The organism is [Clostridium] innocuum (assembly GCA_012317185.1).
GTDB classification, from domain to species: domain Bacteria; phylum Bacillota_I; class Bacilli_A; order Erysipelotrichales; family Erysipelotrichaceae; genus Clostridium_AQ; species Clostridium_AQ innocuum.
Genome location: CP048838.1, coordinates 3,741,698 through 3,762,277, shown reverse-complemented (window position 1 = coordinate 3,762,277; position 20,580 = coordinate 3,741,698). Strand labels below are relative to the sequence as shown.

Annotated in this window: 17 protein-coding genes and 7 pseudogenes; 21 read left to right on the top strand and 3 right to left on the bottom strand. The window is 49.1% G+C overall.

The window, feature by feature from the left end:
• Positions 1–8 precede the first annotated feature (8 nt).
• From G4D54_18415 to G4D54_18370, 10 genes are all read left to right on the top strand, one after another.
• Positions 9–317, top strand: coding sequence for a PTS sugar transporter subunit IIB (locus G4D54_18415; protein ID QJA04254.1), 309 nt, complete (start codon positions 9–11; stop codon positions 315–317).
• Positions 310–1,608: a PTS sugar transporter subunit IIC gene (locus G4D54_18410; protein ID QJA04253.1), complete on the top strand. Its 1,299-nt coding sequence runs from the start codon at positions 310–312 to the stop codon at positions 1,606–1,608. The genes G4D54_18415 and G4D54_18410 overlap by 8 nt, the downstream gene beginning before the upstream one ends.
• Positions 1,601–1,918 (top strand): PTS lactose/cellobiose transporter subunit IIA, encoded by a 318-nt coding sequence (locus G4D54_18405; GenBank protein ID QJA04252.1) that lies wholly within the window; start codon positions 1,601–1,603, stop codon positions 1,916–1,918. Before G4D54_18410 ends, G4D54_18405 begins: the two co-directional genes overlap by 8 nt.
• Positions 1,915–2,826, top strand: a complete 912-nt coding sequence (locus tag G4D54_18400) for a haloacid dehalogenase-like hydrolase (GenBank protein ID QJA04251.1) — start codon at positions 1,915–1,917, stop codon at positions 2,824–2,826. The genes G4D54_18405 and G4D54_18400 overlap by 4 nt, the downstream gene beginning before the upstream one ends.
• 322 nt (positions 2,827–3,148) lie before the next feature.
• Positions 3,149–3,898 (top strand): DeoR/GlpR transcriptional regulator, encoded by a 750-nt coding sequence (locus tag G4D54_18395; protein QJA04250.1) that lies wholly within the window; start codon positions 3,149–3,151, stop codon positions 3,896–3,898.
• Positions 3,895–4,815, top strand: coding sequence for a 1-phosphofructokinase (gene pfkB / locus G4D54_18390; GenBank protein ID QJA04249.1), 921 nt, complete (start codon positions 3,895–3,897; stop codon positions 4,813–4,815). Before G4D54_18395 ends, pfkB begins: the two co-directional genes overlap by 4 nt.
• A gap of 50 nt (positions 4,816–4,865) precedes the next feature.
• A complete protein-coding gene (gene rpiA, locus G4D54_18385; protein ID QJA04248.1) occupies positions 4,866–5,534 on the top strand; it encodes a ribose 5-phosphate isomerase A in 669 nt (222 codons plus the stop codon).
• A gap of 75 nt (positions 5,535–5,609) precedes the next feature.
• A complete protein-coding gene (locus G4D54_18380; GenBank protein ID QJA04247.1) occupies positions 5,610–6,590 on the top strand; it encodes a Gfo/Idh/MocA family oxidoreductase in 981 nt (326 codons plus the stop codon).
• A gap of 510 nt (positions 6,591–7,100) precedes the next feature.
• Complete coding sequence (locus G4D54_18375) at positions 7,101–8,216, top strand: SPASM domain-containing protein (GenBank protein QJA04246.1); 1,116 nt, start codon at positions 7,101–7,103, stop codon at positions 8,214–8,216.
• Positions 8,213–9,043, top strand: coding sequence for a hypothetical protein (locus G4D54_18370; GenBank protein QJA04245.1), 831 nt, complete (start codon positions 8,213–8,215; stop codon positions 9,041–9,043). Before G4D54_18375 ends, G4D54_18370 begins: the two co-directional genes overlap by 4 nt.
• Before the next feature lie 127 nt (positions 9,044–9,170).
• Here G4D54_18370 and G4D54_18365 read toward each other — a convergent pair whose 3' ends face one another.
• Together G4D54_18365 and G4D54_18360 are read right to left on the bottom strand one after the other, a co-directional pair.
• Positions 9,171–9,731 (bottom strand): sporulation protein, encoded by a 561-nt coding sequence (locus G4D54_18365; protein ID QJA04244.1) that lies wholly within the window; start codon positions 9,729–9,731, stop codon positions 9,171–9,173.
• A gap of 123 nt (positions 9,732–9,854) precedes the next feature.
• Positions 9,855–10,622 (bottom strand): DeoR/GlpR transcriptional regulator, encoded by a 768-nt coding sequence (locus G4D54_18360; protein QJA04243.1) that lies wholly within the window; start codon positions 10,620–10,622, stop codon positions 9,855–9,857.
• Positions 10,623–11,372: 750 nt separating this feature from the next.
• On the opposite strand from G4D54_18360, the pseudogene G4D54_18355 reads away from it, so the two are divergent.
• The 6 genes and pseudogenes from G4D54_18355 (at position 11,373) to G4D54_18330 (ending at position 14,939) form a co-directional block, all read left to right on the top strand.
• A pseudogene (locus G4D54_18355) lies at positions 11,373–11,996 on the top strand (helix-turn-helix domain-containing protein).
• Positions 11,993–12,356: pseudogene (locus G4D54_18350) on the top strand (hypothetical protein). The pseudogenes G4D54_18355 and G4D54_18350 overlap by 4 nt, the downstream one beginning before the upstream one ends.
• A 31-nt stretch (positions 12,357–12,387) precedes the next feature.
• The gene (locus G4D54_18345) at positions 12,388–12,609 is read left to right on the top strand and encodes a DUF5348 domain-containing protein (GenBank protein ID QJA04242.1); all 222 of its coding nucleotides are present in this window, start codon (positions 12,388–12,390) and stop codon (positions 12,607–12,609) included.
• Between the two features lie 69 nt (positions 12,610–12,678).
• The gene (locus G4D54_18340; protein ID QJA05237.1) at positions 12,679–13,128 is read left to right on the top strand and encodes a PcfB family protein; all 450 of its coding nucleotides are present in this window, start codon (positions 12,679–12,681) and stop codon (positions 13,126–13,128) included.
• A pseudogene (locus tag G4D54_18335) lies at positions 13,125–13,918 on the top strand (type IV secretory system conjugative DNA transfer family protein). Before G4D54_18340 ends, G4D54_18335 begins: the two are co-directional and overlap by 4 nt.
• Positions 13,919–13,958: 40 nt before the next feature.
• A pseudogene (locus tag G4D54_18330) lies at positions 13,959–14,939 on the top strand (type IV secretory system conjugative DNA transfer family protein).
• 143 nt (positions 14,940–15,082) lie between these two features.
• Here G4D54_18330 and G4D54_18325 read toward each other — a convergent pair.
• Positions 15,083–15,295: pseudogene (locus G4D54_18325) on the bottom strand (hypothetical protein).
• Positions 15,296–15,507: 212 nt separating this feature from the next.
• On the opposite strand from G4D54_18325, the gene G4D54_18320 reads away from it, so the two are divergent.
• From G4D54_18320 to G4D54_18300, 5 genes and pseudogenes are all read left to right on the top strand, one after another.
• Entirely contained in the window at positions 15,508–15,723 is a 216-nt protein-coding gene (locus G4D54_18320) for a conjugal transfer protein (protein ID QJA04241.1), read from the top strand.
• A 19-nt stretch (positions 15,724–15,742) separates the two neighbouring features.
• Positions 15,743–16,613, top strand: a pseudogene (locus G4D54_18315) (hypothetical protein).
• A gap of 177 nt (positions 16,614–16,790) precedes the next feature.
• A complete protein-coding gene (locus G4D54_18310) occupies positions 16,791–17,192 on the top strand; it encodes a PrgI family protein (GenBank protein QJA04240.1) in 402 nt (133 codons plus the stop codon).
• Positions 17,143–19,584, top strand: a pseudogene (locus tag G4D54_18305) (conjugal transfer protein TraE). The gene G4D54_18310 and the pseudogene G4D54_18305 overlap by 50 nt, the downstream one beginning before the upstream one ends.
• Positions 19,581–20,540, top strand: coding sequence for a site-specific DNA-methyltransferase (locus G4D54_18300; GenBank protein QJA04239.1), 960 nt, complete (start codon positions 19,581–19,583; stop codon positions 20,538–20,540). The pseudogene G4D54_18305 and the gene G4D54_18300 overlap by 4 nt, the downstream one beginning before the upstream one ends.
• The last annotated feature ends 40 nt before the right edge of the window (positions 20,541–20,580 follow it).

Sequence of the window (20,580 nt, the reverse complement as noted above, 5' to 3'; positions counted from 1 at the left end):
GGAGTATTATGAATATTTTATTAGTATGCGGTATGGGAGCTTCCACAAGCATTGTAGTGAATGCGATGAAAGAAGAGCTTACGGAAAATGAGAAGAATTGGACGATTGAGGCGAAATCTTCTCAGGATGTTAAGGAGGTGGCAGGGAAGTATGACCTGGTATTGCTGGCACCTCAGGTACGCTATCAAAAAGAGATGATCGAAGGCTATTGCACGCCTTTGGGAGTTAGTGTCATGGTTTTGGATTCCTTTGCTTATGGAACATGTAACGGGAAGAAAATCATGGACATGGTGCGAGGGGGGATACAGAATGTCTAATCTCCTTGCAAAGCTGGAATCACGGCTGATGCCGATTGCCCAATTCTTTGGAAGTCAGAGACACTTTATTGCAGTGCGGGACGGTATCGTTTCAGCGATTCCTTTCACCATCATCGGAAGTCTGTTTCTTATTATAGCTGCTCCGCCGTTTACTGCGGATATCAGTACCGGTATCGTATTCCTGGATTCGTTTCTCTTAGCGTGGCTTCATTTTGCAGAGGCAAATGCTGGATATATTATGGCACCTTATCATGCATCTATGGGAATCATGTCTTTGTTTATCTGTATCGCTTCCGCCTACTCATTAACGAACTCATATAAAAAGCAACCACTGAGCTATGTATTATCAACCGTTTGTATCTATATCATGGTTATTACACCAATCAAAGACGGAAGTATACTGACATCGGCGATGGAGAGTCAGGGTATCCTGCTATCCGTTTTCGTTGCGCTGATTTCTGTTGAAATTATGCGCTTTGTAGATGACAAGGGCTGGACAATCCGTATGCCGAAGGGGGTTCCGCCTGTTGTTTCCGACAGCTTTTCATCTTTATTTCCTTTTGGAATAGCAGTTATCATCCTGTTCGGTCTTTCTTTGGTTTGTCAGGTGACAACAGGGAAGCTGATACCGGACATCTTCTTTTCCATGTTTGCCAATGTGAAGGCAAGTGTAGATAACGTGTATATGATTACTTTGCTTATTGGTCTGGAATCATTTCTATTTGGATTCGGTGTGCATCCGACTACGATCGTCGGGGCTATCATTAACCCGATCTCTTTAATGAATACGACGGCGAATGCTGAAATGATTGCGAAAGGAATGGAAGCTACGAATATCTATACAGACCCGTTCTTTAGTTTCTATATCGGTATCGGCGGAGCCGGAGCAACGCTGATTCTGTGCTTTATGTTATTAAAGAGTAAATCGAAACAGATGAAGGAACTGGGGAAAATTGCTGTCATACCAAGTATCTTCAATATAAATGAGCCATTGATCTTTGGTCTTCCAATCTTTTTGAACCCGATTATGATCATTCCGTTTACGATCGTTCCCATGGTGAATACGATTATCGGCTGGGTTGTTACTGCAATCGGTCTTGTAGCTCCTGCATATATAAATGCACCGTGGACAGCCCCAGCACCTTTCGCCGCTATTCTTTCAACAATGGATTGGAAGGCGGGAATACTGGTCATTTGTTTAATGGCAATCGATGGTTTGATCTGGTATCCGTTTATGAAGATTTATGAAAGGCAGCTATTGCCGAAGGAGGAAGAAGAGCCCAATGGATAAAACAACAGAATTAGCTTTTAAACTCATCTCTTTAGCCGGAGATGCAAAAAGTATGGCTTTCGAGGCATTGGCAGCTGCCAGAAAAAAAGATTTTAAAGCTGCTGAAAAAATGATTCAGCAATGTGATGAAAAAATAAATGATGCACATCAGGTGCAATATCAGATTCTCACACAGGAGTGTTCCGGAACATGCGATGTAACTCTGAATTTTATGATGGTGCACGCACAGGATCATGTAATGACTACGGTTCTTGCAAAGGATCTTGTGGAAGAACAGATACTGCTTAGAAAGGAGATCAGTGAAAAATGAAAAGACTATTGGATTGCAATACTTCTGACCTTGAAAAAATGAGTAAAGAGGAACGCCTTGCAGCCATTGAGGCAAGCGAGGGAAGAATTCTGGTTCAGGAATTGTCTCTGTTTGGTCAAATGCAGCTGCTGGCTCCTGTGAGCGATGCGGAGATTGCTTGTGCTTTCGGTGCAGATATGCTGTTGCTGAACGCCTTTGATTGCAATAAACCAAGCATTCCGGGAATCGAGGGGGAAGCTCATGAGATCATTCGGAAACTGAAATCGTATACTGGAAGATTGATCGGAGTGAATCTTGAACCGGTAGGCAGCGGTGAATTGCTCAGTGAACGTGAGCTGTTGCCTGCTGGGCGGCTGGCCACGCTCGAAAATGTCAGAAAAGCAAAAGAGCTTGGCTTTGATTATATTTTGCTTACGGGGAATCCGGGAACCGGTGTCGACAACAATGCAATCATACAGGCGCTTACAGCCATCCGCATGGAAGCAGGAGATGACATGATACTTATGGCAGGCAAAATGCATGCTGCCGGATCGAAGGAGGAAGCAGGATGCAGTATCATCAGCAAAGAACAAATTCAGGATTTTGCTTCCGCCGGAGCCGATGTGATCCTGCTGCCGGCACCCGGTACCGTACCTGGTATCACATTCGAATTTGTAAAGGATATGATTACCTATATCCACAGCATTGGAAAGCTGTCTCTGACGGCCATTGGAACATCTCAGGAAGGTGCGTCTGCATCAACCATGGAACAAATTGCCCTGATGTGTAAAATGGCTGGTACGGACCTTCATCATATCGGTGATGCTGCTGTTGGCGGCATGAATCCTGAAAATCTGATGACCTACAGTATCGCAATCAGGGGAAAACGTCATACCTACATCCGTATGGCACGTTCCATAAATCGTTAATATTGAAAACCATTGCTATCAATGAACAAGAGCAGATAGTAAGACAGAAGAGGCAGATACCCCTGCTGCATGCATAGGAGATTGCTTCTTTTTTCTGTCGTTACCTATGCACATACTGAGTGCGGATGCTACCCCGGTCTATTCTTTTCAGCGTCATATTTCTACGTGTGCCAGAGATTACCGGATGTCTGTTGCGGGCTACAGACAAGAAAACCTGCAGATATTTTCATAATCGGTCAAACATTCCTGCAATAATTTGACTGAATGTGATTGACAATGGCGATTATAGAACGTATACTTATAACAAAGAGGAGGAATGACGATGCTTGCTGAAGAACGCTTTGCGGCAATTCTGTCCATTCTGCAAAAGCAGAGAACTGTCACGGTTCTGGAACTGACACAGGCACTGTCCATCAGTGAATCCACCATACGGCGGGATCTGGTGGCACTGCATAAGATGGGAAAACTGAAAAAGGTACATGGCGGTGCAACGCTGCTGCATAAGGAATACGGGTTATATGAAACTGAGGTGGCTGCGCGCAGTGAGGAGCATGTGGAAGAGAAAAAGCGAATTGCACGCTATGCCGCATCGCTGATTCAGGCGCATGACTTTGTGTATATCGATGCCGGGAGCACAACCCTGCACATGGTGGAATATCTGAAGGAAGAGGAAGCAATTTATGTGACAAACGGGCTGGAGCATGGAAGACGGCTGGCTGCGCAGGGCTTTCGTACCTTCCTGCTGGCCGGTGAGCTGAAAAGCAAAACGGAAGCGGTGGTAGGTCTCGGCGCTGTTTCCTCCCTGCAGAAATACAATTTCAACAAGGCATTTTTCGGAACCAACGGTATAACGGTGGACAGCGGCTTTACAACACCGGATACCAATGAGGCGTATGTCAAGATGGAGGCGATGAAGCATGCGCAGAAGTGCTATGTGCTTGCGGATTCCGGTAAATTCGGAACCTGTACCTCTATCACGACGGCGGATATCAGTGATGCGACGATCATCACAGGCAAGGGTGTGGAGAAGGAATATCTGGAGGAAGCGGATATTATCGAGGTAGAAGAATGATCTATACAGTGACATTAAATCCTTCAATTGACTATGTGGTTGAAGTAAACGAGCTGACAGCCGGTGAAATTATGCGCACCAAGGCGGAGGATCTGATCTTCGGGGGAAAGGGAATCAATGTATCCAGTATGCTGGCACAGCTTGGGATGAAATCTTGTGCATTGGGCTTTATCGCAGGCTTTACAGGGGATGCACTGGAACAGGGGGTTGCGGCCATGGGCATTCAGCCGGATTTTCTGAAGGTGGAGCAGGGCTTTACGAGAATCAACGTAAAGGTGCATGCGCAGGAGGAAAGTGAAATCAACGGACAGGGACCGCAGATTCGCTATACGCATCTGGAGCAGCTTATAAAAAAGCTGGATCGATTGAAAAAGGATGATATTCTGGTGCTGTCCGGGAATGTACCCGGCAGTATTCCACAGGATATCTATGCGGATATCATGCAGCATCTGCAGGGGAGCGGCATCCGTGTATGTGTGGATGCAAGGCAGGAAGCACTGATGTCCACGCTTGTCTATCATCCGTTTCTGATCAAGCCCAATCATAAGGAGCTTGCGGAAATGTTTGAGGTAGAGCTTTCCAGCAGGGAGGATCTGCTTGTCTATGCGAAGGAGCTGCAGGCGATGGGTGCACGCAATGTGCTGGTATCCATGGCGGAGCAGGGAGCTTTACTGCTCACTGAAACACAGGAGGTTTATCATGCACCGGCCTGCAGGGGAAAGGTTGTTAATTCCGTCGGTGCCGGTGATTCCATGGTTGCGGGCTTTCTATACGGTTATTTGCGTGAGCAGTCCTATGCTGCGGCACTGCGTTATGGAACAGCATGTGGCAGTGCCAGTGCATTTTCCAAGGGAATTGCCGACAGGAAAACGGTGGAAGAGCTGCTGGTGCAGCTGAAGGAACGGGAAGCCTGCTAAGGGCAGAGGGATACAAGCCCTGAGATACAGGAAAAGGAGATAAGAACATTATGAAAAAACGTTGTGCACAAAAGGCCTTGGCATATATACAGGACGGCATGGTAATCGGCTTGGGAGGGGGATCAACTATCGCTCATCTTGCACGCTTTGTTAAGGAAAGCGGAAAGCAGGTGCAAATCGTAACGCCGTCTCTGGAAACGGAAACGCTTTGTATAAAGCTGGGACTGCCGCTTCTTCCGCTGCGTCAGATATCCCATGTGGATATCGCCTTTGATGGCTGTGATGAAGCAGACCGTCAATTTTATGCGCTGAAAAGCGGAGGCGGAATTCATGTCCGGGAGAAGCTGATTGCCAATATGGCAGAGGAATATATGCTGCTGATTGATGAAAGCAAGCTTTCAGACACCCTGCAGTTTCATGTACCGGTTGTCATGGAGCTTTTGGAGGATGCAACAGCCTATGTGAAACGCAGCGTGGAGGAGCTGCAAGGCCGCTTTGTCTGTAAGCATGGGGAAGGAAAGTACGGTGCTGTAATGAGTGATCATGGCAATGTACTGGCGGATGTATGGTTTGATAAGGTTGAGGATCCAAAGAAACTGAATCATGCATTGAAAAGCATTGCGGGGGTTGTTGATACATCCCTGCTGACAAGAGAGGTCACCGCGATTCTGGTTGTTAGCGATCAGGGCTTTGCGCTATTGAAAAAAAGCAGTGTCTGATAAGAAATAACAGATTGCATGTATTGCACAGCATGCTGCGGGTATTTAAAATGTGAACAGGAAAGGGATGAGAATATGAAAAAATGGAACTGGGGTATTCTTGGTCAGGGCGCAATTGCTGTACAGATGGCCGAGGCACTGATGAAGGAGCATGGTACGATTTATGCCGTCGCTGGACGTCACATGGAGAAGGTAACGGCATTTGCAAGTGCATATACGGTTGAGCACTGTTACGATATTGAAAGCCTGCTTGCAGATGAGCAGGTGGATATTATTTATATCGCAACACCGCATACCTACCATTATGACTATATAATGCGCGCTTTGCAGCATGGCAAGCATGTACTTTGCGAAAAGGCAATCACAGTAAACCACAGACAGCTGCAGGAAGCAATGGCACTGGCACAAAAGAAGCAGCTGATTCTGATGGAGGCAATGACAATTTTTCACATGCCGGTGTTTGCCAAAGCAAAAGAGCTGGTTGAGCAGGGCGCAATCGGTAAGCTGAAAATGATACAGGTTAATTTTGGGAGCTGTAAGGAATACGATGTCACGAACAGATTCTTTTCCCCGCAGCTTGCCGGAGGAGCCCTTTTGGATATCGGTACCTATGCGTTATCCTTTGTGCGCTGGTTTCTGCATGCACAGCCGGATACCGTTCTCACGAATATGATTCCCTTTGAAACAGGTGTGGATGAAATGAGCGGTATCATCCTGCGCAATTCACTAGATGAAATGGCTACGGTTACGTTAACCATGCGGGCCAAGCTGCCAAAGGTAGGTATTGTTGCCGGAGAAGAGGGATATCTGGAAATCCGTGAATATCCAAGAGCAGACAGCCTTCAGATTCGCTATACAAGAGATGGCTGGACAGAAACACTGGATGCGGGAACACGCAGTGATGCACTGGTATATGAGCTACGGGATATGGAGGCTGCCGTCAGCGCAACAGCGAACAACAGCACCCTGAAGCTATCCAGTGATGTAGTAGCCCTGATGGATGAAGTACGCAGACAGTGGGGAATGCGCTATCCGTTTGAAGACGAAGAGGCATAGGCATCAAAAAAGAGATGTATATAACAGACAATAAGCATTGTGCTTCAAGGCGTATGCAAAGAAGCAGGATGCTTTTTTTGTGAGGTTTCCTTACGTTCTGGTGTTTGAAAAAGGGGTATTCAAATATCATTGATAGGTTACAGTGGTATTGCATTCCCTTTTTTGATCTTGCACACTGTCAGTAAAGAAATTTTTTTTGATGCTTTCGTATGCATGTCAAAACGAAAGAGCGGTGAATGCTCGAAAAAGAAATACCGTCGGGCAGGAAAGCGTGATGTATTCGAAAGAATTTTTCATCCTGTCCAGGCAGCTTGAATGATTCATACAGCACATGTACATCACCGTATCCATAAATATCAGATGAAAAGTCTGTATCGTACCATGCAGGAAGCGTCCGAAAGAGAGAACCGAAGCAGAAATTCATGGCTTTGCTTCAAGGTGAAAGCAGCAGCTGTCTTGTGATATACTATAAAGACATGCTATACTTAGCGGTGGAAAGAAGGGATGCATATGAAGACATTATCATTTCTGGTCAAGCCGGTATCCGCAGGCTGTCAGCTGAACTGCACCTATTGCTTCTATAAGGATATTGCAGAAAATCGAAGCTGTGCGAACTACGGGCGTATGCGCAATGAGGTAGCTGTGGCATTGCTGGAGAAGGTGTTTCAAGCTGCAGATGGGGATGCCGATATCACCTTCGCCTTTCAGGGCGGAGAGCCGCTGCTTGCCGGATTGCCCTTCTATGAGCAGTTTGCGGATGCCGTAAAACAGCTTCGCCAGCCAAAGCAGAATGTGCGGTATGCCATTCAGACCAACGGCTGTCTGCTGAATGCGGCATGGTGCTCCTTTTTTCATAAGCACAATGTTCTTGTCGGCGTATCTCTGGACGGATGGCGAAAGCAGCATGATTTGTATCGAAAACGCAAGAATGCCGGTACGTATGCGGACGTGATGCGTGCCATACAGCTGTTACGCAGACATCATGTAGACTTCAATATTCTGAGCGTTTTAAGCAGGCAGCTGGCCAGGGAGCCGAAGAAGCTGTTTGCCTTTTATAAGGAGCACGGCTTTTCCCATGTACAGCTGATTCCCTGCCTTGCCCCTTTGCAGGAAAAACAGAGTGCATATTCACTGACACCGGAGCTGTTCTATCAGTTTTATCGCAGCTATTTTGATCTCTGGATACAGGATGTGGAAAACAAGCAGTATCAAAGCGTTGCCCTGTTTGATAACCTGCTGCTGCTCCTGCAGGGAAAAACACCAGGTACCTGCGGAATACTGGGAGAGTGTCAGTTTCAGTATGTTGTGGAAAGCGACGGCTCTTTGTATCCCTGTGATTTTTATGTATTGGATGAATATCACTGCGGCAATGTTCTGGATACCGATCTGCTTGCGGCACGTGATTGCAGCCGTGCGAAGGCGTTTGCATACAGGGAAGAGCCGCAGCTGTGTGCTGCCTGTCCATTTCAGCCGATGTGCCATGGAAACTGCAAACGTCTGCGCAGTGTTTTTATGAATGAAACACAGTGCGGCTACCAACGGTTTCTTTTATACGCCTATCCGAAGCTGAAGGAAGTAGTCGAAATAGGAGCTGGCAGGAAAAAACGCCGGGAGGTGACAGGATGAGAAGACTTCTTTTATGGGTCAGCACGCTGCTGTTTCTCTGCACTGCATTGCTTTTGGGAGGAGCTGTGACCCTGCGGCAGGTGAAGGAACAGGGAATGAGTGCGCTTGTCGTTTCCCATCTGGATATCAAAGAGCCGCTTAAGGATGCGCTGGAACAGGTGCCTGGCGGTTTTCTTCTGGAGCAGTCCATCCTGCAGCAGCTTGATACGCTGCAGGAGAATCTTCAGAAGCAATCAGACTGGACATCCTTTCTGGATACTGCCGGACTTGCCTTTATACAATGTGTAGCGGATGAAACAGCACAGCTTCCGGATTTGGATGCACAGTTTTCAGATTTGCTTTCAAAGGAGCAAACGGCACTGTTTCAGAATATAAATCTAACTGCCTCCCAGCAAAAGCTGCTGCTTCAGATTCTAACCCGTCAGCTGCACCTGAACACCCGTCTGTCTGCACTGGCTGAGGATACACGAGCATCCCTCAGCGTACCCGCCCTTCTGGCTGTGCGCCTTGTGCAGTTCGGTATGCAAAATGATACGATCCGGCTTCTGTGCGGAGCTATGCTGGTATCCTTTGTAAGCATGCTGGTTTCTGCATCAGGGAGGTATCGTGCTTTTCGAAATGCAGCGCTCAGCTGCCTGTTTGCGGCCTTGCTGTTTTTGTGTATCAGCTATGTACTTCCTTTGCTTGTGCGGATATCCTATGTGCAGATGGAGGAGCTGCTGCATACAGCATTACAGCAGCTGCGTGTGCTGGCAGTCTGGTATCTGGGCGCATTTGCTTCGTTGGCACTGCTGTCATTCATAATGAAAAAAAGTATGCGAAGCTGATTTTATTCATACGCGATGGTGAGTAAATTTAAAACAGGGATTTAACCCTATTGTATTTATCAATAGGGTTGCATTCTCCCTTTTGCAAACACCCTGAAGTAAGAACCCTGATACCCCGCAGGCTGTTTTATATACAGCATTCCAGAATTCCCAGCAGAATAATCATCCACGCAGCTGTATCTCTTGCATATTTATGAATTAAGTAAGCTATGCAGCTTTTTCCTGCGACCTGCGATACAGCGATAAACAGCAGCGAGCATAGAAAGGTAAACAGGCAGGTTACAGGAATCGGCAGTCCGGTGATGCTTCCGGATATCCCCAGTCCCATGTTATTGATCGTGAGTGCAAATGCCAGAACGACCGCTTCCTTCTGGTCGATTCTGCTGGATGCATCACGGTCATATGCCTTCAGACTTTTCTGCTGTGTCCTGTGATTTTGAAACAGAATCCAACAGCCGATCAGCATCAGCAGGACAGCTCCGATTCGGTTGGCAGTATCCGCTGAGCAGAGTGCTGCCAGCGGTTTTCCTGCAAGCATGGAGATCAGGGTACCCGCAGTGGATATCACCGCAATGATCAAATTGCTTCGGGCATCGATTTTTACAGACTGGATGCCATAGGACAGACCTATGGCAAGACAGTCGATATTCGCAGATACGGCAAACAGCAGGGCAGATAGTACATGCATCGTCATTCCCCCTTTAGCGTATACTATGCAGCAGCTGCAAGGGTGTTAGACATTGTGAAAGCAGTCGTGCCGCAGCTGTTTTACCACTGTATGACAGTGTAAAAAAAAGAACTGCAATGAGTTCTATTTACAAATAATGAAATGCTGCGGCAGCTCCATATCCCGCATGGCCTCAAAGGCATTGATGTATACATCCTGAAAATCAGACAGCACAGCCCATGTACAAAGTGCCCGTATGGAAAGCTTGGAATCGTCAATCAGAAGATGGGAGGAGCGAGAGCGCTGCAGCACGGTGCTTTTCACTTCACTTATCGTGAAATCAATAGCCAGAACCTCCTGAGAATCCAGCTCAACACCGCTTGCACTGAAGAAGGCATGGTCAAAATGGAATTTACGTATATGCTCGGTTGTAAGGTAACCGACACTCATATCATAACGCATGTCGTATTTTCCGCCAATCAGAAAAAGCTCGCCGGGAAAGGAGGCAGGCAGTTTGCGTAATGCATAAATGCTGGAGGTGACAAGCTTGATGTTTTTACCTGCAATATATGGAATCAGATAGCTGGGGGTCGTACCGGAATCCACATACACACAATCCCCGTCCTTTACGATAGCGGCTGCCTGTGCGCAGATCATATCCTTTTGTGCACTGTGAATATGTTCTTTATCCATAACGGGCAGCTCCCGATAACTGCTGAGTGTCGCAGGCATTTCTTTTTTTATAGCACCGCCGCGCTCCCGTTGGATCAATCCCTGCTTTTCCAGCTCGATCAGATCGCGGTTGACTGTGGATTTGCTTGCGTTTAAAACCTCCATCAGCTCCTGTATTGTAATGAATGATTTATGATCGAGTAGCTCCAGTATGCGAAAGAAGCGCTCTTTTGTCAGCATAGGATCACCTCCTGTCAGTAAGACACTATCAGATATTTTTCCGGATGTCAATAGACTTCGCATAAGGCGGGGATCTGCGAGGTAGGTACAATAAAATCAGAGATAGAATTCGCTGTTCTCAAAACGGCAGGAAGATGCCTTTCGGTGAAATGCATGCAGATACATGAAATGCCGAAGGTAACCGCACGGATTACGGTGCTGCAAGACGAAAACACATGCACTGTCCTGTACATAGAGCATGATTGGATTTTCTTCTCCAATAATGAATCATGCGCTTCCTGCTGTATGCTTTGCTTGTTTTTAAAAGTAACTCAGTAACATCTGTTTTTTGTTATCGGACTTGTAAATAGCTGCGCTTTTTCAGGTCATCGTGGTATAATGATGAGCATACAGAAGGTATTGTATTATGTAAAAAAGGAGACTTTCCCATGGAAACAATGGATGAATTAAAGCTGACGTTAGATAACGATACTTTTGAAAACACTGGAAAATCAAGGTTTTTCGAGCGACGGACAAGCAGGGTATTGTACTAAAAACTGAATACGACGCAGAAGCGGCGTTTCTTACTCTCTACATGGGAGAACAGGAACGCCGCTTTTTTCATGCCCTTTGTTACGCAGTAGGGGCAGAAAAAGCCTTGCTACAAGCGGTTTTCCGGGTGTGTATCTGGCGCGGCAAGGGATTTATACCTTATCCCCCGAAACTGCGCTTCTACTGCGTAACAAATCCAAAGCAAAGGAGCTATGAACTATGGCAGTTTTCAGAGTGGAACGGAACAAGGGCTACACCGTAATGAGCAACCACCACCTACGCAACAAGGAGCTTTCCTTAAAGGCAAAGGGGCTGCTGTCGCAAATGCTGTCACTCCCCGAAGATTGGGACTACACCTTGAAAGGCTTATCCCTTATCAACCGGGAGAAGATAGACGCTATCCGCGAAGCCATTAAGGAGCTTGAACGTGCCGGGTATATCGTCCGGTCAAGGGAGCGCGACGAGAAAGGACGCTTGCGGGGCGCGGACTATGTGATATTCGAGCAGCCGCAGCCGCCTACGCCGGATTTACCTACATTGGAAAATCCAACATTGGATAATCCAACGCAGGAAAAACCAACATTGGAAAAACCTACGTTGGAAAATCCGACGCAATTAAATAAAGATATACAAAGAACTGACTTACCAAAAAAAGAAAAAATAATTACTGATGAACAAAGTACCCATTCCATTCCTATCCTTTCCCCTAACCCTCTCCTTGCAGAGAAGCGGCTACGCCGCCGGAACGGAAAGGAACGGAAGCGACAGCACAGAGCGCAGTTGATATATACCGGGAAATCATCAAGGACAATATCGACTACCACATTCTCAAACAGGACATGAAGTTTGACAGTGACAGGCTTGACGAGATTGTAGACCTCATGCTTGAAACCGTATGCACCGCCAGAAAGCGGGTACGGATTGCGGGGGACGACTACCCGGCAGAGCTTGTGAAGTCAAAGTTTATGAAACTAGACGGCGAGCATATCCGCTTTGTGCTTGACTGTATGCGGGAGAACACAACCAAAATCCGCAACATCAAGCAATATCTGAAAGCCGCCCTTTTCAACGCCCCCGTCCACAATCGGCAACTATTACACTTCCCTTGTCGCCCATGACATGGCAAGCGGCGCACTGTCACCGAAAAAGCCGCAGTACGGCGACCCGGACTATTATTCATGCAATGAGGGCGAAAGCCTGTAACCACCCACAACCACAAAAGGAGGATTTTATTATGGCACAGAAAATGACAGGAGCATTGGTATTTGACGAGCGCACCGACCGTTACGACATCCGCTTTGACTTAAACAGCTACTACGGGGGCTTGCATTGCGGCGAGTGCTTTGACGTATTCGTGCGGGGCAAGTGGAAGCCGACCCGGATTGAGTACGGCGACAACTGGTATCTTGTGGGTATCAGAGCCGAGGACTTGAACGGGCTGCGGGTGCGTATCTGACCGCCGCCCCATAAAGAAACGCGAAAGGAGGACGCGACAAATTGCAGGACGAAGTAAACGAAAAAGACCATAGCCCTTTACATCAAGACCGGGAAGCTGACCGCGCAGACGCTCCAAAAGGCAATGAAAGCCATACTGTCAAAGGGCAAAAAGCAGCTTGCAAAACCGCCACAGGGCAAGCAGAGCTTAAAGCAGCTTATGAAGCAGAACGCGGGCGTTTCCAACATTGAGATTACCGAGGGCAATATCAAAGCCTTTGAGAGTACGGCGAAAAAGTACGGTATCGACTTTGCGCTGAAAAAGGACGCGACGGAAAGCCCGCCCCGCTATCTGGTTTTCTTCAAGGGGCGGGACGCGGACGTGCTGACCGCCGCCTTTAAGGAATTTTCCGCAAAAAAGCTGACACAGGAGAAAAAGCCCTCAATCCGAAAGCTGCTCTCTACCCTCAAAGAAGCTGCACAGGGCAAGAACGCGGAACGGGCAAAGGTCAAGAACAAAGACAGGGAGGTATCGCTATGAAGCCGGAAATCAAGAAGCTGCTTATCTTAAATCTCCCGTATCTGCTCTTTGTCTGGCTCTTTGATAAAGTGGGCGCGGCTGTCCGGCTCTCCCCCGGCGCGGACGCGAGCGCAAAGCTGCTACATCTTGGGGACGGTTTTACCGCCGCCTTTTCCAGTATCGCGCCGAGCTTCTACCCGGCAGACTTAGCTTTAGGCATTGCGGGGGCGGTCATTGTCCGGCTGATTATCTACACCAAAGGCAAGAACGCGAAGAAATACCGCCGCGGGACAGAATACGGTTCGGCGCGTTGGGGCGGGGCTGACGACATAAAGCCGTACACAGACCCGGTATTTGAGAACAATATCCCCTTAACGCAGACGGAACGGCTCACCATGAACAGCCGCCCGAAGCAGCCGAAATACGCAAGAAACAAAAATATCCTTGTAATCGGCGGTTCCGGCAGCGGCAAGACCCGGTTCTTTGTGAAACCGTCGCTCATGCAATGTACGTCAAAGGATTTTCCAACGTCGTATATCGTCACTGACCCGAAAGGAACACTGATTTTGGAAACCGGGAAAATGTTACAGCGGTACAAATACCGTATCAAAGTGCTAAATACGATTAACTTCAAAAAAATCCATGAAATACAATCCCTTTGCCTATCTGCGGAGCGAAAAGGACATTTTGAAGTTAGTCAATACCATTATCGCCAACACAAAAGGCGACGGGGAAAAAATCCGGCGAGGATTTCTGGGTGAAAGCGGAAAAAGCTCTACTACACCGCGCTAATCGGCTATATCTGGTATGAAGCCCCGGAGGACGAGAAAAACTTCACGACGCTGCTTGAAATGATAAATGCGTCGGAAGCCCGCGAGGACGACGAGGATTTCCAGAACCCGGTTGACCTCATGTTTGAACGTCTGGAAGAAAAAAGACCCGGAGCATTTTGCGGTCAAGCAGTACCGCAAATACAAACTTGCGGCGGGCAAAACGGCGAAGTCGATTTTGATTAGCTGCGGCGCGAGGTTATCCCCATTCGACATTAAGGAACTGCGGGAGCTTATGGAAACCGACGAAATGGAGCTTGACACCATAGGCGACAGAAAGACCGCCCTTTTCGTCATTATCAGCGACACCGACGATACTTTTAACTTTGTCGTGAGTATTCTCTACACACAGTTATTCAACCTTTTATGCGACAAGGCAGATGATGAATACGGCGGGCGGCTTCCCGTCCATGTACGGTGCTTACTTGATGAATTTGCGAATATCGGGCAGATACCAAAGTTTGAAAAGCTCATTGCAACGATACGGAGCCGGGAAATATCCGCGTCAATCATCTTGCAGAGCCAGTCACAGCTAAAAGCAATCTACAAGGACAACGCCGATACCATAGTCGGCAACTGCGACACCACCCTTTTCTTGGGCGGCAAGGAAAAAACGACGCTCAAAGAAATATCGGAGATTTTAGGCAAGGAAACGATAGACAGCTTCAACACTTCCGAAACAAGGGGGCGGGAGCTTTCGCATGGGCTGAACTATCAGAAATTGGGAAAGCAGCTTATGACGGAAGATGAAATCGCAGTCATGGACGGAGGGAAATGTATCTTGCAGCTACGAGGGGTGCGCCCGTTCTTTTCGGACAAATTCGACATAACGAAGCACCCGAAATACAAGTACCTGTCCGACGCAGACCCGAAGAACGCCTTTGACATGGAAAAAGCACCTTAAACGCCGCCCCGCCATTGTCAAGCCCGACGAGGTTTTTTGACTATTACGAGATTGACGCAGCAGACTTACAGGAGGACGCAGACCATGAGGAAACGTAGCGCAGAGGAAAAAACAAAAGCAGCTTGAACGGTTTTTAATGAATGTTGCGGAAGCCGCCGACGCTGCATTATGGGAGTATTGGCGGGAAAAAGGAAGCGGAACACCGCCGCTTTGCAACGGAGTATGTCACGCGCCGGGGGGCTTATCCCGCAACAATGACAGCATGGCAGACCGCCGGGGGGACAGGGGAAGCTACACTTCCCCTACGCTGCCTTGCGGCAGCTACCCCTTTGTGAACTTGTGGGAAGCGAACACCTTGCTGCGCAAGCTATTCACTTCCCGCAAGTCTGAAAAAAACGTCCGGCAGCACAGCGGGACACAGAAAGGAGCGATTGAAGCAATCACATCTATCCATACCGGCTACATGATACGCGCCCCCACTTTCCGGCGCAGTACACAGCGGCAAAATCCGCACCCCTTACAACTGAATACCGCCGCGCCGCAGGACTTACGCAGCGCGGGGACAGCCGCCTTTACCAGAGGGCGGTTTTTTTGTGCGGCGGCATATGCTGACCGCCTTTTGTCCGCTTGTCGGACAGCCGCAGACGCGGCAGAAAGGATATATTTATGGCATTTTTCAATAGCGCAGTAGACGTTTTGCAGACCCTTGTTGTAGCACTTGGAGCCGGGCTTGGTATCTGGGGCGTAATCAATCTGATGGAGGGCTACGGCAACGACAATCCGGGCGCGAAAAGCCAGGGCATGAAGCAGCTCATGGCGGGCGGCGGCGTTGCCCTTATTGGCATGACCCTTGTACCGCTGCTTTCCGGGCTGTTCGGTTAAGAAGCGCGGGTAAAGGCTTATGCAGAGCATACTTGACGCGATTAACGAATGGATAAAGGAAATCCTCATAGGAGCCATAAACGGTAATCTGTCAACTATGTTCGGGGACGTGAACGAGAAAGTCGGCACTATCGCCGCAGAGGTAGGGCAGACCCCGCAAGGGTGGAACGCAAATATATTCTCCATGATACAGACGCTTAGTGAGAATGTAATCGTACCCATTGCGGGGCTTGTCATTACCTACGTCCTATGCTATGAGCTTATCAGCATGGTAACGGAAAAGAACAATATGCACGACGTTGACACTTCCATGTTCTTCAAGTGGGTGTTCAAGGCGTTTGTGGCAGTCTACCTTGTGACGCACACCTTTGACATCACTATGGCGGTGTTCGATATGGCGCAGCACGTTGTTTCCGGCGCGGCGGGGGGTAATCGGCGGCAGCACAGAGATTGATGTTGCCGCCGCCCTTGCTTCCATGCAAAGCGGGCTTGACGCTATGGAAATCCCCGAACTGCTCTTACTTGTCATGGAAACAAGCCTTGTGAGCTTGTGCATGAAAATCATGTCCGTACTGATAACCGTTATCCTCTACGGGCGTATGATAGAAATTTACCTTTACTGTTCGGTATCGCCTATCCCGTTTGCAACTATGACTAACCGGGAATGGGGGCAGATAGGAAACAACTACCTAAAATCCCTGTTCGCTATCGGTTTTCAAGGCTTCCTCATTATGATATGCGTCGGCATTTACGCCGTACTGGTGAACAACATGATAATAGCGGACAATCTGCACAGCGCGATATTCTCCCTTGCAGCCTACACCGTTATCCTCTGTTTCTCCCTGTTCAAATCCGGCGCACTGGCGAAGTCGATTTTTTCCGCGCATTAGCGGCGTGTCAAGGGCAGGGTGGAGATTTTCAGAGCGAAGCGGCGAAAATACGACCCGACCTTGACGCGGATAACCCCCATATAATACGGGCGGGCAAAGGGCATAGATTGACCTTTGCCTTGATTACCCTTATGGAAAATTACAGCAACACCAAACCCAGAGAAAGGAGGTTTTCACTTGGCGTATGTACCCGTACCCAAAGACTTATCCAAAGTCAAGACAAAAGTAGCGTTCAACCTTACCAAACGGCAGATTGTATGTTTTGCGGCGGCTCTCCTGTTCGGCTTGCCGCTTTTCTTTCTGCTCAAAGACAGCACAGGCACAAGCCTTGCGTCTATGGCTATGATTGCCGTCATGCTGCCCTGTTTCCTGTTCGCCATGTATGAAAAGCATGGACAGCCCCTTGAAGTGGTGGTGAAGAACATCATACGGACGAAATTCATAGCCCCCAAAGAACGACCATACAGGACAGACAACTTTTATTCCGTCTTAGAACGGCAGAGAAAACTTGAAAAGGAGGTATCAGCGATTGCAAAAGGAAACACGAAGAAACAGCGCGGCGGGAAGCGCAAAGCCTAACCCACCCCGCAAGCTCACCCGCGCCGAGAAAAAGCAGATTGCGGAAATCATCAGACAGGCAAAGGGCGACGGGAAAGCGCACACCGCGCAGCAGACAATCCCCTATATCCAGATGTACCCGGACGGTATCTGCAAGGTTACGGGACGGAAATACTCAAAGACCGTCGCCTTTGAAGATATTAACTATCAGCTTGCACAGGCAGACGACAAGACCGCCATTTTTGAGAACTGGTGCGACTTCCTCAACTACTTTGACGCTTCCGTTTCGGTGCAGCTCTCTTTCATCAATCAAGGGACGCAGCGCGGCGAAGCGGAAAAAGGCGGTCAATATCCCGGCACAGGAGGACGCTTTCAACTCTATCCGCACAGAATACCGGGATATGCTGAAAAAACCAGCTTGCAAAGGGAAACAACGGGCTTGTCAAAGCAAAATATATCACCTTTGCCATTGAAGCCGACAGTCTGGGCGCGGCGAAATCCCGCCTTGCCCGTATCGAAACGGACGTGCTGAACAACTTTAAGCTCTTGGGCGTGTCTGCCCGCCCCATGACAGGCTATGAACGCCTTAAAATGCTGCATGGCATTTTCCACCCGGAGGGCGGGCAGTTTTCCTTTGATTTTTCATGGCTTGCCCCGTCCGGGCTTTCCACAAAGGACTTTATCGCCCCGTCCTCTTTCCGTTTTGGCGAGGGGCGGTATTTCCGCATGGGGCGCAAAATCGGCGCGGTTTCATTCCTTGAAGTCCTTGCCCCGGAATTAAACGACCGTATCTTATCCGACATTCTGGACTTGGAAACGGGCGTTATCGTCAATCTGCATATCCACAGTATCGACCAGACCGAAGCCATAAAGACAATCAAGCGGAAAATCACCGACCTTGACAAAATGAAAATCGAGGAACAGAAAAAAAGCGGTACGCAGCGGCTACGACATGGATATAATCCCGTCCGACCTTGCCACGTTCGGCAGCGAAGCGAAGAACCTCTTACAGGACTTGCAGAGCCGGAATGAAAGAATGTTCCTCTTGACGTTCCTTGTGGTGAACATGGCGGACACGAAGCGGAAACTGGAAAATGACGTATTCGCGGCGGCGGGCATTGCACAGAAGAACAACTGCGCCTTAACCCGCCTTGACTACCAACAGGAAGCGGGGCTTATGTCCTCTGTACCGCTTGGGGAGAACCTTATCCCCATTCAAAGAGGACTTACCACGTCAAGCACCGCTATCTTTATCCCCTTTATCACACAGGAGCTTTTCCAGACGGGCGCGGCTTTGTACTACGGCTTAAACGCCCTGTCTAACAACATGATACTCTGCGACCGCAAGCAGCTAAAGAACCCCAACGGCTTAATCTTGGGTACGCCGGGAAGCGGGAAATCCTTTGCCGCCAAACGGGAAATGACAAACGCTTTCCTCATTACAGACGACGACATTATTATCTGCGACCCAGAAGCAGAGTATTTTTCCCTTGTGCAGCGGCTTGACGGGCAAGTGATACGCTTGTCGCCTACGGGCAAGGGCATTGACGGGAAGCCCCAGTATGTGAACCCTATGGATATTAACCTCAATTACAGCGAGGACGACAGCCCCCTTGCGCTGAAATCCGACTTTATCCTTTCCCTCTGCGAGCTTGTAATCGGCGGCAAGGAGGGCTTGCAGCCCGTCGATAAGACCGTCATTGACCGCGCCGTTCGGAACGTGTACCGCCCTTTCCTTGCAGACCCCGACCCGGAGAAAATGCCGATTTTGGGCGACCTGTACGACGAGCTTTTGAAGCAGCCGGAGCCGGAAGCGGCGCGTATCGCGGCGGCGTTGGAGCTTTACGTTTCCGGGAGCCTTAACGTGTTCAACCACCGTACCAACGTGGAACTGAATAACCGCCTTGTCTGCTTTGACATCAAGCAGCTTGGGAAGCAGCTCAAAAAGTTAGGTATGCTCATTGTGCAAGACCAGGTATGGAACCGCGTTACCGTCAACCGGGCAGAGAGGAAATCCACCCGCTACTACATGGACGAATTTCATCTTCTCTTGAAAGAGGAACAGACCGCCGCCTATTCCGTTGAAATCTGGAAGCGTTTCCGTAAATGGGGCGGCATACCCACAGCCATTACACAGAACGTCAAAGATTTGCTTGCTTCCCGCGAAGTGGAGAATATCTTTGAGAACAGCGATTTTGTCCTCATGCTCAATCAAGCGGCGGGCGACCGGGCTATCCTTGCAAAGCAGCTCAACATCTCCCCGCAGCAGATGAAATATGTCACCCACACCGAAGCGGGCGAGGGGCTTATCTTCTACGGGAACGTGGTGCTGCCCTTTGTAGACCGCTTCCCGAAAGACACCGAGCTTTACCGGGTAATGACGACGAAGCCGGAGGAAGTGGGCGAAGCATGAACGGGCTGAAAACTGACACAATCATCAACCGGGACGCGCTCTATGCCTTGCGGGAGCTTCCAGAGGAAAGCGTACACTGTTGCGTCACAAGCCCGCCCTACTATGCGCTTAGAGATTATGGGCTTGATATGCAGATTGGGCGGGAGGACACGCCGGAGCAGTACATTGACAGGCTGACCGAGGTTTTCCGCGAGCTGCGCCGGGTACTGCGTTCTGACGGTACGCTCTGGCTGAATATCGCGGACACTTACTGCGGCACAGGAAATAAAGGCTACCATGCAGACCCGAAGAACCCGAAAGGCAGAAACGGACAGCAGATTGCAAGAAACAACCGCGTTTCCGGCTGCAAACAAAAGGACTTAATCGGTATTCCCTGGCTTTTAGCCTTTGCCCTACGCGCTGACGGGTGGTATTTACGGAGCGACATTATCTGGCAGAAAGAAAACCCCATGCCGGAGAGCGTGAAAGACCGCCCTACCCGCTGCTATGAACATATCTTTCTGCTTACGAAGTCAAAGAAATATTTCTATGACGCAGCCGCCATAGCCGAGCCGTTAGCCCCCACAACGGCGGCGCGGTACCGCACCGGGCGCAGCGCGGGACAGAAATATGCGGACGAAATACCTGGACAGGGGAAAGTACAGGGGCTTAACCGGGCGCGAAGCGGCAGCTACTACGACGAAGCCCTCATGCCGACCATGCGGAACAGGCGGGACGTGTGGCTTATCAATACCGTTCCCTACAAGGGCGGGCATTTCGCCGCGTTCCCGCCAAAACTTGCCGAAACCTGTATCAAGGCGGGCTGTCCGAAAGGCGGCGTTGTGCTTGACCCCTTTTTCGGCAGCGGCACGACGGGGGCAGCCGCAAGGCAGCTTGACAGGCATTATATAGGCATTGAGATAAACGCCGAGTATTGCGCCCTTGCAAGGGCGCGGATTGGAGGGACAGACACATAAAACAATATAAAGCGCGTGAAAAAGTCACGCAGAAAATGAC